The organism is Streptomyces sp. JNUCC 63, assembly GCF_054366325.1.
This window is the reverse complement of record NZ_CM135963.1, coordinates 599,301-614,338: the sequence shown is the minus strand read 5'-3', so window position 1 is coordinate 614,338 and position 15,038 is coordinate 599,301. Positions and strand designations below refer to the sequence as shown.

At 68.6% G+C, this 15,038-nt stretch carries 9 protein-coding genes and 3 pseudogenes; 6 read left to right on the top strand and 6 right to left on the bottom strand.

Translation table 11 applies throughout. The features are described from left to right. Positions 1–141 precede the first annotated feature (141 nt). Positions 142–549, bottom strand: coding sequence for a hypothetical protein (locus tag ACX25U_RS02885; protein WP_454388762.1), 408 nt, complete (start codon positions 547–549; stop codon positions 142–144). A 406-nt stretch (positions 550–955) separates the two neighbouring features. Here ACX25U_RS02885 and ACX25U_RS02880 point away from each other — a divergent pair. Both ACX25U_RS02880 and ACX25U_RS02875 read left to right on the top strand, forming a co-directional pair. Continuing rightward, positions 956–1,120, top strand: a pseudogene (locus tag ACX25U_RS02880) (pirin family protein); the annotation flags it as partial. Positions 1,121–2,613: 1,493 nt separating this feature from the next. Continuing rightward, a pseudogene (locus ACX25U_RS02875) lies at positions 2,614–2,737 on the top strand (alcohol dehydrogenase); the annotation flags it as partial. A 355-nt stretch (positions 2,738–3,092) separates the two neighbouring features. Here the strand turns inward: ACX25U_RS02875 and ACX25U_RS02870 are convergent. Together ACX25U_RS02870 and ACX25U_RS02865 are read right to left on the bottom strand one after the other, a co-directional pair. Continuing rightward, positions 3,093–5,387 (bottom strand): FUSC family protein, encoded by a 2,295-nt coding sequence (locus ACX25U_RS02870; protein WP_454388760.1) that lies wholly within the window; start codon positions 5,385–5,387, stop codon positions 3,093–3,095. A 225-nt stretch (positions 5,388–5,612) separates the two neighbouring features. Further along, positions 5,613–6,542 (bottom strand): NmrA family NAD(P)-binding protein, encoded by a 930-nt coding sequence (locus ACX25U_RS02865; protein WP_454388758.1) that lies wholly within the window; start codon positions 6,540–6,542, stop codon positions 5,613–5,615. A gap of 62 nt (positions 6,543–6,604) precedes the next feature. Here ACX25U_RS02865 and ACX25U_RS02860 point away from each other — a divergent pair. Next, positions 6,605–6,886: pseudogene (locus ACX25U_RS02860) on the top strand (transposase family protein); the annotation flags it as partial. Here ACX25U_RS02860 and ACX25U_RS02855 read toward each other — a convergent pair. From ACX25U_RS02855 to ACX25U_RS02845, 3 genes are all read right to left on the bottom strand, one after another. Further along, positions 6,817–7,539, bottom strand: a complete 723-nt coding sequence (locus ACX25U_RS02855; protein ID WP_454388756.1) for a transposase — start codon at positions 7,537–7,539, stop codon at positions 6,817–6,819. The pseudogene ACX25U_RS02860 and the gene ACX25U_RS02855 sit on opposite strands and share 70 nt — an antisense overlap. Positions 7,540–7,814: 275 nt before the next feature. Beyond that, complete coding sequence (locus ACX25U_RS02850; RefSeq protein ID WP_454388755.1) at positions 7,815–8,804, bottom strand: MBL fold metallo-hydrolase; 990 nt, start codon at positions 8,802–8,804, stop codon at positions 7,815–7,817. A 192-nt stretch (positions 8,805–8,996) separates the two neighbouring features. Beyond that, on the bottom strand, positions 8,997–9,527 hold the full coding sequence (locus ACX25U_RS02845; RefSeq protein ID WP_454388754.1) for a carbonic anhydrase: 531 nt from the start codon (positions 9,525–9,527) through the stop codon (positions 8,997–8,999). 607 nt (positions 9,528–10,134) lie between these two features. Between ACX25U_RS02845 and ACX25U_RS02840 the strand changes: the two genes are divergently transcribed. The 3 genes from ACX25U_RS02840 to fumC all read left to right on the top strand — a co-directional run bounded on the left by ACX25U_RS02840 (position 10,135) and on the right by fumC (position 15,021). Continuing rightward, positions 10,135–11,190: an alpha/beta fold hydrolase gene (locus ACX25U_RS02840; protein ID WP_454388752.1), complete on the top strand. Its 1,056-nt coding sequence runs from the start codon at positions 10,135–10,137 to the stop codon at positions 11,188–11,190. A gap of 679 nt (positions 11,191–11,869) precedes the next feature. Next, on the top strand, positions 11,870–13,543 hold the full coding sequence (locus ACX25U_RS02835) for an NAD-dependent malic enzyme (protein WP_454388750.1): 1,674 nt from the start codon (positions 11,870–11,872) through the stop codon (positions 13,541–13,543). Further along, a complete protein-coding gene (gene fumC, locus ACX25U_RS02830; RefSeq protein ID WP_454388748.1) occupies positions 13,540–15,021 on the top strand; it encodes a class II fumarate hydratase in 1,482 nt (493 codons plus the stop codon). The genes ACX25U_RS02835 and fumC overlap by 4 nt, the downstream gene beginning before the upstream one ends. Positions 15,022–15,038: the final 17 nt, after the last annotated feature.

Here is a 15,038-nt window from a genome sequence, read left to right as displayed (position 1 = left end):
GTGATGCTGCCTGGTTCCGTACCGCGCCGGCCCGGGACGGGCCGAGGCCGTCCGGCACGCGCACCGCTGGCCGCCACCGCGGCCTTTGCGGTGACCTCGCGTTGGGTCTGCTCTGCGGAGTGTGCGGCTGCCGCGACGACGTCACTGTGTTCGGCGGCCTTCCCCCGTGATGGTGGACACGCGTTCGTGTGTCATGCGGCCAGCGTGAGCTTGGCCGTGTGGTGCTGGTGTTCGTAATCGTCGGGGCTGAGGCGCCCGTTGGCGGAGTGCCTGCGGCGGGTGTTGTAGCGGGTCAGCCAACCGAAGACGGTCGTACTGCGGCGGCTTCACACCGGAGACGGGATCGTCGTCGAACAGCCCCAGCCGGTGCGCGTCCAGCAGGATCGCCTTCGGTTTGTCGAACGCGTTCGCCTGCGCGGCCAGGCCCACGCCGTTGCGCTCCATGCCCGGGATGAAGGCTTCGACGACCTTGTGGTCGAAGGTACTCACCTGCCGGCTGCCCAGCAGCGGCAGCAGGCGGATGGCCGGCAGCGACTCCAGGTGCACCACCGACGCCGTCCCCAGGTCCCGCTGCCCGGCCTTCCCTGGGCGGCGTACTCCTCGAACCGCATCGCCCCCCGTACCTGGCGATCCGCTCCGCCTTCGCCTGCCCCCGCGGCGCCGCCTTCTGCGTGTTGTGGACCTCCGTCAAACGCGCGATGGCCTTGTCCTGGGTCGCGAACCCGGACTCCTCACCTGCCTCCCGGCCATGGACCGATACCAGATCTTGTACGGATGAGGGCACTTCGACCACCGCGACCGCGGATGCTCACAGTCCTTGAAGAACGGCCCCATCCCACGAACCAGGACTGCGGCACTCACGGTTGCTGACTCCTCCGGGACCGATGCTGACGGTTTGCTGACCGTCGGCGGTCCGGAACGCCGCTGACCTGCACTGATGCAGGCAGGGTCCGCTATGTTCTGGAACTGGATCGGACGGTCTCAGGAGGAGATCGTGCAGGCCCGCCGGGACTGGATGGAAGGGTCTCGGTTCGGGGAGGTGAAGGGGTACGACGGGGCTCCGCTGCCCGCTCCGGAGCTCCCGCCGGTCCCGTTGAAACCCCGGGGAAGGGTGCGCTGACCTGCGGAAACGTCTGAGCGTCGGCGGCCGGCGGGTGGGAGGTGGTTGGGTGCTGCCTCCCACTTCTTGATCGCTCGCGGGAGGACGGCTGAGCGGGTTGCGGACCTGAGTGGCGGTGGCGGGCGATTCCATGGTGTGGCCGTCTGTGAGCGGCTGTGGCAGTGCTTTTGCTGACCTGATGCTGACTTTGCTGATATTCCGTCAGGTGCGGTTGGGGCGCTCTCGCAGCTCTGTAGCACATGGCGGTCTTTGCGGGATCGATAGCGGCCGGACGAGTGCTGACCTGGCGGACGGTTGCGCCGCCCGCCGGCGCGTGAACGTGGCGCTCGCCGTGTCCTGTTGTGGAGAGTCAACAAGCTTTGAGTGCCGTAGTTGCCGGCTGGTGAGCGCCGATCTTCTTGGCTCGATGAGCGCAGTGCTGCGTCTCAGTACTGCGTCTGAGCGCCACCAGCAGGTTCTTCGTCTGCTGGTGGTACACGAGTGTGATACCCGCTGACTTGCAGAAATGAAGGTAGATCGGGGCAGTCCGCAGTGCCTTGGCCCGTGACTGGCCCGGATCTTGTAATCGGGGGATGGTGCGGGCTCGTCTCTTGCCGAAGCTGAGGCCGGACAGCGCTGGCCAGGCGTCCTGCCTACTTGGTGATCAGCGGGTTTCTCACTCGGCAGACGATGCCTTGCAGTCAGTACGGGACCTGCATGGGATCCGGTCCTGGAGGACTTCGTCCTGAAGTTGTTCCGGATGACGAAGGGCGGCATGACGGAGGTCGTGCCGCGGCTGGCTGATACCGATGTCGGACGACGTCAGAACGTCAGCGGGTGGCGACAGCTCCAGCTTGTCCCCGGCCGGATCCGCAGCGTGGGCGGCATGTAGCCGCCGTTGTAGGTGAGAGCTCAGAACTTGTGGCCGCCCAGGTCCACCCGCCGTCTCTCCACGGCGATTTCCGTCCGCAGCAGCCCGTTGTGGCTGACCAAAGGTGGCGCCGTCGTGGCCCATCCCGGCGAACTGACCCGACACCTCGAGGCTGGTGACGCCGTGCATCTGCGGCCAGGCGCACAGGGCGTCGGCCAGCGCCACCCCGTGCCCGTCCTCCGCCACGTCGGGCGCCTGCGTGCGTATCCGCGCGGCGACCGCCTCGTCCTGCCGCGACCACGCCGCCATCTGCTCGACGAGCGGCGCCACGGACGCCGCGGGGCGCGCGCCCGCGAAGACGGGCAGAAACGGGCCGGGGACGGCGCGGGCGCTGTCGACCGTGTCGGCGGGGGGCGGCGTAGCCGGGCACGGACGTGCCCTCGATCAGCAGATACCGGTAGGGTTCGACGACCGCCCAGTCGCGGCAGGCGGCGGCGAGCGCGAGCAGTCGGGTGCGGGGTGGCCGGTCCGCCGAGAGCTGTGTCGCCACGCCGACGGCCGCCGCGAGGTCCGCGTAGGCGTTGCCGATCAGCTTGGTCAGGAGTCCTTCTTCGCCTCCACCTTGGCTCCAGACGTGGAGAAGGAAAAGATGCTGGACTTCTGTGCCGAGCGTGGCCTTGGTGCCGAGATAGAGCTGATCCGCGCCGACCATATCGACCGAGGCGTCCGAATAAGTGATCAACAGTGATGTCCGGTACCGATTTGTGCACCGCGACGATCTGAACCCGCTCCTGCCGCCGCTTTGCGCAGCCTGTGCGCGCACCATGCAGTCACAGCGCCTCGTGGCTTCCCGAAAGGAACCCTGCAATGACCAAGGACAGCGGACTCAGTGTCGACGTCCATGTGGCTCCCATGCGTCCGTTCGCCGGAGCGCCTGCGCAGGGGGACAGGGGCAAGCCGATGTGGTCCGTCATGAACAGCATGCTCATCTCCGGCGCGCACGACGCTGTCCTGGTAGACACGACCGTCATCTTCGGCCAGGCCGGCCGATTGGGCCGAGGGCCACTCCGCCCGTCAGGCCCTGGCCAAGCGCGACTGGGTGGGTCGTCGGCACCTGCGGAGTCAAACTGATCCCATCACGGCACCGCGCGCGTCGGCGTGACCGGCCGCCGCCGCGATGGGCGGCTGGAGCCGCCGCACTGCTTCCAGATGGTCGCCGGTCCAGATGATGCGGATGCCGGTCCCCGCCGCCCGCCCGTCCGCACCACGCAGGTCCCGGCGGACCGCCTCGACCAGCCGGGCGTTGTGCTCCCGGTCGGACTCCAGCGGCTCCGGCACCGGCCCTTCGCTCTCCAGCCCCCCGGCCAGACTCTCGTACCACCGGAAGACCCGTTCCGCCATGACCAGCAGCTCCCTCTGCGCGGCGGCGCGGTCCTCGAGCGGCCGGCCGACCGGGGCCCGCCGCCACAGCTCCAGGACCGCGTCGGCGGCCAGACGGAGCCCCACGACACCGGTGACCAGAGTCGTCGTCTCGCACAACGAGACGTCCTTCGCTCCGCGCTCGGCCAGGTAGGTCCTGAAGGCGTCGTCCAGTCGGCGCGCCGCGGCCGCCGCCCGGCGGCCCTCCCGCGGGCGCTCGATGGTTTCGGGCCTGAAAGTACAGCAGGACACCGCATAGCCCACCGCCCCGAGCACATAGCGCGCGCTGTCGACATACGCCTCCGCCAGCGCCCTGGCGAGGGCGGCGGACGCGCCGCGCGGCCAGAAGAGCAGGCCGACGACCAGGCTCACCGCACAGCCGAGCGCGATGTCCTCGATACGGAACAGGATGACCGACAGGTCCGCCGGCCGGGCGATGTCGAACAGGACGACCAGGGTGAGCGTGAAGGCCGCCTGCCCGGCGGCGAACGAGATCGCGGCCGGGACGACGCCTGCGGCCATCACTGCGACGGGCAGCAGGATCCACAGCACGGTCGTGTTGTGTCCGATGAGCTGGAGCAGACCGGCGCCCAGGATCGAGCCGGCCAGGGTGCCGCCGAGGGCGCGGAAGACGTTCTGCCCGGTGCTGAGGGCGTTGGAACGCAGCACCGCCAGGGTGCCCAGCGTGATCCAGAAGCCGTGCTGGACGCCGGTCACGTCGGCCAGCGCGATGCCGATGCCCAGGCCGATGGCGCCGCGGATGCTGTTGTGCAGCCATACGGAGTGCGGCTCGACATGTGCGGCGGCGCGTTCCGTGGCGCTGGTCAGGCGACCGGTCGGGGATCCGGGCTCGCGGCCGAGCAGGCGGTCCGGCCAGCTGCGGTGATCGGCGGTCCGGGCGATGTCGACGTTCCGGGCGATCTGCAGGACGACGAAGGCCACCTCCTGAGCCCGGAAGGTGACGTCGAGGCTGTCGACCAAGGTGTCGAGGCCACGCCTGCCACCGGAGCCGCCGTCCGGCATCGGCAGCCGGTTGACTGCCCCGTCCTCCAGCGCGGTCAATGCATGACGGAGCTCCTCCACCCCGGCGCGCAGGCGGCCCGGCGTGATGCGCGGATCATCGAGCATCTTCGCCGCCAGTTCCAGTACGGCGGCAGCGGCCTTGCGCACCACTGAGGACTGCCGGGTGCCCGTCGAACCGTCCTCGACGGCGGGGGCGGCCTCCGCGAGGATTGCGCTCAGCCAGGTCAGCTCGTCGACCAGGCGGACCAGTGCCCGGGACCCGGTGGAGAGACTGGTGGGCCGGTAGGGGGTGGCGGTGAACGCCTGCCGCAGCTTCTGTGTGCTCGACCTGGTCTCCTGGGCGCAGGCACGGCACTCCCCGAAGGCGGGGCCGGCGGCACGGCCCGTGAAGTAGTCCGCATCGGTGCGCAACTGCACCGCCGCAGCCCGGCAGACCCGAGCCGCCGGCGCGCTGAGCGGATCAGCCTGCGTCCTCGGCCACAACAGCCAGACCGCGAGCACGGACGTCCCGGCCGCCAGCACCACGCCGATCAGCCGGTCGGGCAGCTGGGCCGGGGGAGCGGGCGCAGACACCGGCAGGATGAACGCCAACAGCAGCGACGTCGTGGCGCCGGCCAGGACCGAGCTGACCACGCCCGAGAAGAGCACGACGAAGCCCACCACCAGCGTCGCGGCAGTCGCGCTCCAGACCGACCGCGACGCGAGGGTGCCCAGTGAGACCAGCACCAGCCAGGCCGCGCCGAGCGCCGCCTGCGCGCGCAGCCGCTGCACCACGGGGCCGGTGTATTCGACCAGCAAGAGCATCGCGAACGCGCCGAACGCGGCGAAGGTGCCCGTGACCGGCGCGTGGAAGACCTGGGTGCACAGCGCGAAGAGGGACGGCATCACCACCGCGGTCCTGGCCGCCCGCCGCATGGCGGCGAGGCCCGGATCCCGGCGGCGCAACCACGCGGTGAACCGACGCATCTGAATCATCGCAATCCGCCTCGGTGAGGTGGTGGCACGGCAACCAAGCAGTGTCTTCCATCCATCCTGAGCCGCGATGTGCCGCAGTAGGGCGAGAACCTCGGGGCGACGCCACAGGCAGCGGCCACGGAGTGTCCGTCTTGATGGACGGACAGGGCGCCGGCGGCAGAGTCGTCAATGGGACGGGTGCCGTTGTCGGCCATCTGCTGGACAACGCACGCCGAGGACGCGGCTTCAGGGGGTGAAGAGGCTGGGGTTCTTCCGGACGTAATCGGCCACCCCCGATGGAGGCCGCCCGGTGACCTGCTCGACCCCTTCCGCCTTGCGGTCGTAGCGATTCTCCGCATGAAGGCGAGCCATGGTGGCGGTGTGCTGGAAGACGTGGTCGGGCAGCCCCAGCGGCCTGAGATCGTCGTCGATCCATTCCTGCAGTGGGACGTCGGTGTAACCGACCGGTCGTCCCAGAGCTGCGGAGACCTCCGCCGCCATGGCGGCGATGTCCTCCGAGCGCGGGCCGGTCAGCTCATAGATCCGGCCGATGTGCGGGGCCGGGTCGGCCAGGATCTCCTCCACGACCGCGGCGACGTCGCCGGCCGCCACAGGGGAGGTTTTCGCCCGGCCGAAGGGCAGTCTGATGCTTCCGTTCCTCGCGATCGAGGAGAAGCCGACACGGAGCAGCGGGTTCTCCAGGAACACGGTGGGCCTGATCTGGACAACGGGCAGGCCCGACCAGTCGAGGACCTGCTCGATCAGCCACTGCTGGCGGTGCTGAACCGACTCGGAGGTGCTGGTGAGGTCCATCTCGGAGACCGTCAGCTGCGACATGTTCACGAACGCTTCCAGGCGTCCGTACGCGCGCGCGACGGCCGCCGCCGTCACGGCAGCCTCCAGATACTGCGCCGACACGCCCATGCCGAAGTACATACGTCCGCAGCCGGCCAGCGCGTCGGCGATGTTGCCCGCGCGCGTCAGGTCTCCGACGACGACCTCGGCGCCCGTCGCGCGCAGCGCCTGGGCCCGCTCGTCATCGCGACGCACCATGGCCCGGACGGGCAGGCCCCGTTGCCGAAGGCCTTCGACTGCGGATCGTCCGACCGCGCCTACGCTGCCCGCCGCGCCCGTCACCAGAATGGGCAGCACACCGGCTGCCGCGGTGCGGTCCATAGGGGCAGCCTGCGGCGCGCACCGCCAGGGCGCAACTGGAGCCCGACGAGCCGTCGGCGCTGCGACGGCTCAACAGGGCAGGTCCGCTGATCAGCCGCGTGATCGAAGCCCCGGCCCGGCAGGTGCCGACCTGGAACGACAGCCTGCGGCTGATCGAATCCACACCACTGCCCAGCGCGGCCTCCCGCGGGACCGTCAAACGCTCCGAGCCGGCCGGGCACGCCGGATGCGGCCACTGCCGCAGCCACTCCCGCTTCTTTTGGGGCTTCCGGCTCTACCTGGTCACCACCGCCGAGGGCATGCCGCTGTCCTGGTGCCTGGCGAACCCGAAATTCGGCGAAAGGGGGCGAGGACAGCCTGCGTGACAGCCGGGTGGTGAAGGTGACGGTTCCGGGCAGGTCGGCGACCTTGCCGGAGTGGTGGGCGGCGTCGCCGGTGACGTGGAGGGGCGGTCGAGGAAGAGTGCGGCCAGGTCGTGGACCATCTCCAGGGCCAGGTCGGTGCGGGAGGCGGTGCCCTTGCCCCGCCACAGCCGGGCGGCCACCGGCAGCGCGATCGGCTTGGTCGGGAACGGCAGGCGGACCACGACCGCGCAGATGACCCAGGTGTTGCCGAACTTGAGCTTGTCCTTGCCCCGCCCGGAGCCGTCGTGAGCCCACAGCACCCCGAAGACCTTCTTCCCGACCCGGTGCAGCAGGGTGTCGTCGATGACCACCGGGACCGGCACGTCCACCGGCAGCAGAGCCTTGACGACCCCGCGGGCCAGCCGCAGGCCGAGCCGGTCGGGATACCAGGACGCCCGCGAGAAGAAGGCATGCGCCCTGCGGTGCGGCCACAGTCGTGACAGCTCCGCCCCGGTCAGCATCCCGGTGACCGTCCGCCTACCCGTCTGCGCGACCATCCCGGCCGCCAGGTGGCAGAACGTCTCGAACGAGTGCTTGGTGAAGCACGGACGGGTGACCTGCAGGACCAGCAGCAACGACGCCGGTAGCGCCATCCCCGGAACCATCAGCGGCCGTTCCTCACATCGAGGCCATGGATCAGCACCGCTGATGGTTCTTCACATCCAGCCCGACCGTTCGCTCGTCAGCCCGGACTCACCCGGACGAGAGCCTGCCGACCTCGTTCACGATCCCGATTCTCCGCAGACTCGAGAGCCGGCCGGCTTCCACCGCCCCGGGTGCCATCCGAGGTACCCCTGGAAGCCCGTTCGCGTACCGCCGAAGCTGCACTTCCTGTTGCACCGGTTGAGCCGGGACTGCTGAGCCGGGATCAGGCATCACCCGCCTGTGGGGCGCTGAGTGTGTAGGTGGTTCCGACGCTGGTCTGCACCCATGCGTCCGGGAGGGCTGCGGCGAGGGTGTGCTGGGCGCGCCAGCCGGTGCAGTGACCGGGGACGATCAGCTCGGGTGCGAGTTCGGTGAGCGCGGCCACCGTCGGGCCGATGACCGGCTCGAAGGCGGGGCCGATCAGATGGAAGCCGCCGATGAGGGCCAGCAGTTTGCTGACGCCGGTCAGCCTCATGGCGTGCCGGATGATGTTGACCACTCCGGCGTGGCCGCACCCGGTGACGATGACAAGTCCCCGGCCGCGCACGTTGATGACGAGTGCCTGGTCGTCGATGACGGTGGGGTCGTGTCGCCAGCCGCTCCCGTCCCAGGCTTGGTGTGCCGGCGGCATGCCGTGCTCGAACTCGGTGACGCGGTCCACCTCGCCGGTGATCAGGATGCCACCGGCCAGCAGCGACGGCTGCCGCCGCTCGATTACCTCGAACCCTTCGCGTTCCAGGGCACCCCGTGACAGCGTGGGCATCTCCAGACCCTGGCCGGCGGGTAGTTCCAGGCGGCGGCGGGTCCAGACCGCGGGGTGGACGGTCAGTGGCAGGCCGGAGCGCCCGCGCAGCCGGGCCAGGCCGTCGAAGCCGCCCGCGTGGTCGAAGTGTCCGTGGCTGAGCACGACGCCCTGCAGGTCGCCGACATCGATGCCAAGACGCTCGGCGTTCACCGCCAGCCCGTCCGGCGACGCGCCGGTATCGAACAGCAGCGTGCTGCTCGCGTTACCGCTTTGGACGGTGACCAGGGCGGAGAAGCCGTGCTCGGCACGCAGCCCCGCGAGGGCCTCGCCGCCGGCGAACTGCCGCGCGGCGGTCCGCCCGGCGCCCATCGACGCCCGGGTGATGCCTTCGGCAGAGGCCAGCAGGGCGTCGAAGGTGTTGTCGACCATCGTCGTGACCCTGACCTCGTCGACCTCGGGCAGCGTCACCGGGTCAACGGCCGGTCCCTCCGCGACGCGAGGCGCTGACCACGCCGCCTCGGCCGCCGAGTGCCCGTGATCGTCGCACATGCTAGAAAGCGCCTCCCCGCCGATACGACCGGCCAGAGAAACAGATCCCGGCACAAGCCGCAGGCCCACGGCGGTCGCGCCGGCCGGACCGGCCGCAGGCGCCGCGCGGTGTCATGCTTCCACTCGCGCGGGCGGGACGACGACGTCGATGAGCCCGGTGGCCACGTCGTACACGAGCCCTGAGACGAAGACTCCGGCCGGAAGCTTCTGCTCGAGGATTTCGACGTCGACGCGGATGGCGGCGACCGGGTCGGTGACCGCCTTGGCGTCCAGGTCTCCGGCCGGAACTTCGAAGTAATCGGCCAGCAGCTCGGGGAACGCGGCCAGGTCCGTGATCCCGCAGTCGGTGTGGTGCAGGACCGCATAGTGGTTGTCGCCCGTGCGAGGGCCGCCCGTGCGGGCCTGCACGACCTTCGAGAGCATCCCCAGCGTCCGGAGTGTCGCGGGCGTGACCCGCCCTCCGACGTTGCGGATCACCGCTGCCTCGCCGAGCTTGAGCCCGAGCACGTCGGACGGGTCGACACGAGGGTCGACGCATCCGATGACCGTCAGACTGCCACTGGGCATGAGCCTGAGGTTGGCGAATGATCCGCCGTCGGCGAACCCGGCGTTCCGCTTGGCCAGCTCGTCCGTGTCGATCACTGTGACGGCAACCCCTTCTTGCTCTGAGCCTGGACCCCCGGTGACGCCGACGGGGACCTCCAGTTGCCGCCAATCCTGGACCGCCGCCGCCTCCCATGCCACTCGACTTTGCGGCAAATCGTGATCATGCAGGTCAACGCCTTGCGTGATCCGACACGGCGAGTTGGCGCCGAGGTGTGATTTGTACCTGAATACCCCGACTTGCACCCTGCGTGATGAGTCGATAACGGTTCATGATCGCGATTCGCCGCAAAGTCGAGAGCCGAGCGCGGCGGCTGCCGTGTTCGATGAGGTCATCCAGCAGGCCGAGATGGCTGGTCAGTACTGGCATCGGCCGAATGCAATCAGGTCATGTCGATCGGCGTGGCCACCCCGCGGAAAATGTATCGGAGCGCTGAATCACTCTGGCGGAGCAGCGTATGGCTCGCCACTGTTGCGCCGTCACTCTGACAGGTGTTGGGTGACGACGAGGAGGTGCCGGAGAAGAGGTCCGCGGAGACGCATCGTCCCCGAGTTCGGACGTCGAGCGAACGCGATTCCCGACGCTTTCGCTGCGTCACATCATTCACCGACCTGCCAGTGTCGCCTCAAACGAGGAGATTCACCGATGGAAATACCTGAGGGAATCGCACACACTCGTCGCCACTTCCTTGGCGCCACTGCCGCGGCTGCTGTGGCGGCCCAACTCGGCATGACTGGTGAAGCACAAGCGCAGTCCGAAATGGGAAAACCTGTGGTGTCTCCCGGAGCCAATCCTGGGGCTGGCGCATCCTTTGGCCCAGTGAAGCAGATCAATGCCGGGGACCTGGACGTGGGGTACGTCGAATCCGGACCTGCGAATGGGCGGCCGGTCATACTGCTACACGGTTGGCCCTACGACATTCACAGTTATGTTGCGGTCACGCCCTTGCTCGCAGCGAAGGGGTACAGGGTGGTCGTCCCTTATCTGCGCGGCCATGGCACAACGCGATTCCTTTCAAGCAAAACACCCAGGAACGCCCAACAATCGGTGTTCGCTCTCGATGTCATCGCCCTGATGGACGCTCTCAAGATTGATAAGGCCATCCTCGCCGGCTACGACTGGGGGGCACGGACGGCCGACATCATAGCGGCTCTTTGGCCGGAGCGCTGCAAGGCACTGATCTCTGTCACCGGCTATTTGATCGTCAATGTCGAAGCCAACAAACTGCCGACGCCACCGAAGAGTGAATGGGCATGGTGGTACCAGTATTACTTCGCCACGGAGAGAGGTGTGCTGGGCCTCAAGGAGTACCGACGCGATTTGGCCAAGCTGGTGTGGAAGTTCAACTCTCCGACATGGAATTTCGATGAGGCGACCTTCGACCGCACGGCAGAGGCTTTCAACAACCCCGATTACGTCAGCATCGTGATCGACAATTATCGCTGGCGGCTTGGCTTGGCCAAGGGCGAGTCCCAGTACGAGGCCATCGAAAAACGTCTCGCTGCGGCCCCAGTTATCAAGGTGCCGGCGATTACCATTGACGGAGCGCACGATCCGTTCACACCCCCGGGAAATGGATCGGCCTATCGCAAGAAGTTCGCGGGTAAATACGCGCACCAGACCCTCAAGGTAGGACACAACGTTCCGCAGGAGGCTCCGCAGGCCTTCGCAGAGGCTGTCGTCGAAGTCGATGGATTCTGATCGCGGTACCGAACCTGCGATCCCCGGGCTGCGTCCGACGTCAACTTGCCGCGTCCGACGTCAACTTGCCGCGTCCGACGTCAACTTGCCGCGTCCGACGTCAACTTGCCGCGTCCGACGTCAACTTGATGGCGCCGCTCCACGCCTGCCTCTCCGGCGCAGCCAGACGATCACGCTTGTGTCTTCTCGCTGCGGCCACTCCCGGGCCGCTTCCGGGTGAATCCCTCACTTCCTGCCTGCTCGCAGCCATGGGTTCCGCTTTGGTTGAAGTCGCTGGCCGGTCGGCTGGTGGTTAGCCTGAAGTCATGCCGATGAGGCGCTGCAGCGATGTCGGCGGCGTGCTCGCCGCGCGAGTTCCTGCGGGCGTTCGCCGGCCGGGACGCGGCCGTCCTCATGAACCTTCACACTCCGCCGGACCGTGAGCCCATGGCCGCATGTACGCGTGCCGGCCGGTCAAGTCTGCGCCATGGGCCTGGCCAACGAGCGGTTCCGGGCAGTAAACCAACAACGAGCGCGATGCCGACCTGTCCGGCGACGTTCGAAACTGCGCATCTACTTGGTGGGCCTGGAGGAATGCGTCCCCGCCACCGAACAACGTGCGAGCACGCATGGCACGGGGCACGCCCACACGGTCACCCCGCGTCGGACATGAGACGGCATGCGCACAGAGGAGAAGCTCATGACCGAGAGCCACACGCGGACCCCGGCCACCCCCGCCGTCCTGGTCGATCCGCTGCGTAACCGTGGTGTGGCCTTCACGCGGGAGGAACGGGAGGCCCTCGGCCTGACCGGCCGGCTGCCCTCCGAAGTGCTGCCCCTGGAGCAGCAGGTTCGGCGCGCCTACCAGCAGATGCAGGCCCAGGGGAGCGACCTGGCCAAGAACGTCTACCTGGAACAGCTGCACGACCGCAACGAAACCCTGTACTTCAAGCTCCTCACCGAGCACCTCGAAGAACTGCTGCCGATCGTCTACGACCCGACCGTGGGCGAGGCCATCGAGAAGTACTCCCACGAGTACCGGCACCCGCGCGGCGTCTTCCTGTCCATCGACCGGCCCGAGGACATGGACAAGGCCTTCGCCACGCTTCAGCTGGGGCCCGAGGACGTCGACCTGATCGTGTGCACCGACGCAGAGGAGATCCTGGGCATCGGCGACTGGGGCGTGGGAGGGATCCAGATCTCGGTCGGCAAGCTCGCCGTCTACACCGCGGCCGCCGGCATCGACCCGCGCCGCGTCGTTCCCGTGTCGCTGGACGTGGGCACGGACCGCGCGTCGCTGCTGGAGGACCCGCTGTACCTGGGCAACCGCCACCCCCGCGTCCGCGGCGCCGACTACGACGCGTTCATCGAGAAGTACCTGGAGACGGCATCGTCCACGTTCCCCCACGCGCTCTTGCACTTCGAGGACTTCGGTCCCAGCAACGCACGGCGGATCCTGGAGCACTACGGCGGCCGCTATCGGATCTTCAACGACGACATGCAGGGCACCGGAGCCATCACGCTGGCCGCCGCCCTGTCCGCCGTCAAGGTCAGCGGTGTGCGGATGCGGGACCAGAAGCTGGTCGTCTTCGGCGCCGGGACCGCCGGAGTGGGCATCGCCGACCAGCTGCGCGACGCGATGGTCCGCGACGGCGCGGGTCCGGAGCAGGCCACCGCCCGGGTATGGCTCATCGACAAGCAGGGGCTGCTCACCCGGGACATGACCGACCTGCGCGACTTCCAGCAGACCTACGCGCGCGTTCCGGCCGAGGTCGCGGACTGGGCGAGGGACGACGGCGCGATCTCGCTACGGGAAACGGTTCGCCGGGTCGAGCCGACGATCCTGCTGGGCACGTCCACCGTGCATGGGGCGTTCACGCGCGAGGTCGTCGAGGCCATGTCCGAGGGCAGCGAGCGGCCGATCATCTTCCCGATCTCCAACCCCACCTCCCGGATCGAGGCCATGCCCGCCGACGTCATCGCCTGGTCCGGGGGAAAGGCGCTCGTCGCGACCGGCATCCCCGTCCCGCCCGTGGAGTACGGCGGCGTGACCTACCGGATCGGGCAGGCCAACAACGCGCTGCTCTACCCCGGACTGGGTCTGGGCACGATCGTGTCCGGGGCCTCCCAGGTGACCGCGGGCATGCTGCTCGCGGCCGCGAAGGCGGTCGCGGACCAGGTCGACACGACGGGGCCGGGGGCCTCCCTGCTGCCGCCCGTGAAGAACCTTCGGGAGTCCTCGGCGATCACCGCGACCGCGGTGGTCGAGGCGGCCCTCGACGACGGCGTGGCCACCCGCAAGACGGCCGACGCAGGAGCGGCAGTGCGGGAGGCCATGTGGCAGCCGGTCTACACCGACGGAGCCACATCATGACCCCACCACATTCCGCCGCCGACCGGTCCGGGCCGGTCGGTCAGGACGAAGCCCCGAAGATCCTCGACATCCCCATCGGCCTGAATGCGACCGGCACCCGGCGCGAGACCGACTCCATGGGCGGCATCGACGTACCCGCGGACCGCTACTGGGGCGCCCAGACACAACGGTCCCTGATCCACTTCTCCATCGGGGACGACCGGATGCCCAAAGCGGTCTACCACGCCTACGGCTACGTCAAGAAGGCCGCCGCCCTCGTCAACGGGCGCGCCGGGCGGCTGCCGGCCTGGAAGGCCGACCTGATCCAGCGCGTGGCCGACGAGGTCATCGCAGGCAGGCTGGACGACCACTTCCCGCTGTACGTGTGGCAGACAGGATCCGGTACGCAGTCCAACATGAACACCAACGAGGTGATCAGCAACCGTGCCATCCAGATGGTCGGCGGCGAACTGGGCAGCAAGTCCCCGATCCACCCCAACGACCACGTCAACATGGGGCAGTCCTCCAACGACACCTTCCCCACTGCCATGCACATCGCCGCGGTCAAGGAGATCCACGAGCACCTGCTCCCCGGCGTGCAGGCCCTGCGGCAAGCCATCGAGACCAAGGCACGGCAGTGGCACGACGTGGTGAAGATCGGCCGCACCCACCTGGAGGACGCCGTCCCGCTCACCGTGGGACAGGAATGGTCCGGCTACGCCCACCAGCTGCAACAAGGCATCGACCGGGTCACCAGGTCCGCCGAGGGCCTGTACGAGCTCGCCATGGGCGGCACCGCGGTCGGGACCGGGCTCAACGCCCCGCCCGGATTCGGCGAGCAGGTCGCAGCCGAGATCGCCACGACGACCGGCTACCCGTTCACCACCGCGCAGAACAAGTTCGCCGCCCAGGGCGGCCTGGACGCCATGGTCGGCGCTTCCGCCGGGCTGAGGGCGCTGGCCGTGCCGTTGATGAAGATCGCCAACGACATCCGCTGGCTGGCCTCAGGACCCCGCTGCGGCCTCGACGAACTCGTCCTCCCGGCGAACGAGCCCGGCTCCTCGATCATGCCGGGCAAGGTGAACCCGACCCAGTGCGAGGCGATGGTCATGGTCTGCATCCAGGTGCTGTCCGAGGACGCGGCCATCGCCTTCGCCGGCACGCAGGGCAACTTCGAGCTCAACGCCATGCGCCCGGTCATCATCGACAACTTCCTGCATGCGGCGACCATCCTCGCCGACGCCTGCACCAAGACGCGCCAGTACTGCATCGAGGGCATCGAGCTCAACCGGGACCAGATCGACAGCTACGTCGACCGGTCCCTCATGCTGGTCACCGCGCTCTCACCGGTGATCGGCTACGACAAGGCCTCCGCGATCGCCCACAAGGCCAACGACGAGGACACCACCCTGCGCGAGGCCGCACTGGCCTCCGGCTACATCAGCGCCGAGGACTTCGACCACATCGTCAGGCCCGCCGCCATGGTCGGCAAGGAATAGAAGGGCACCGCCTGATG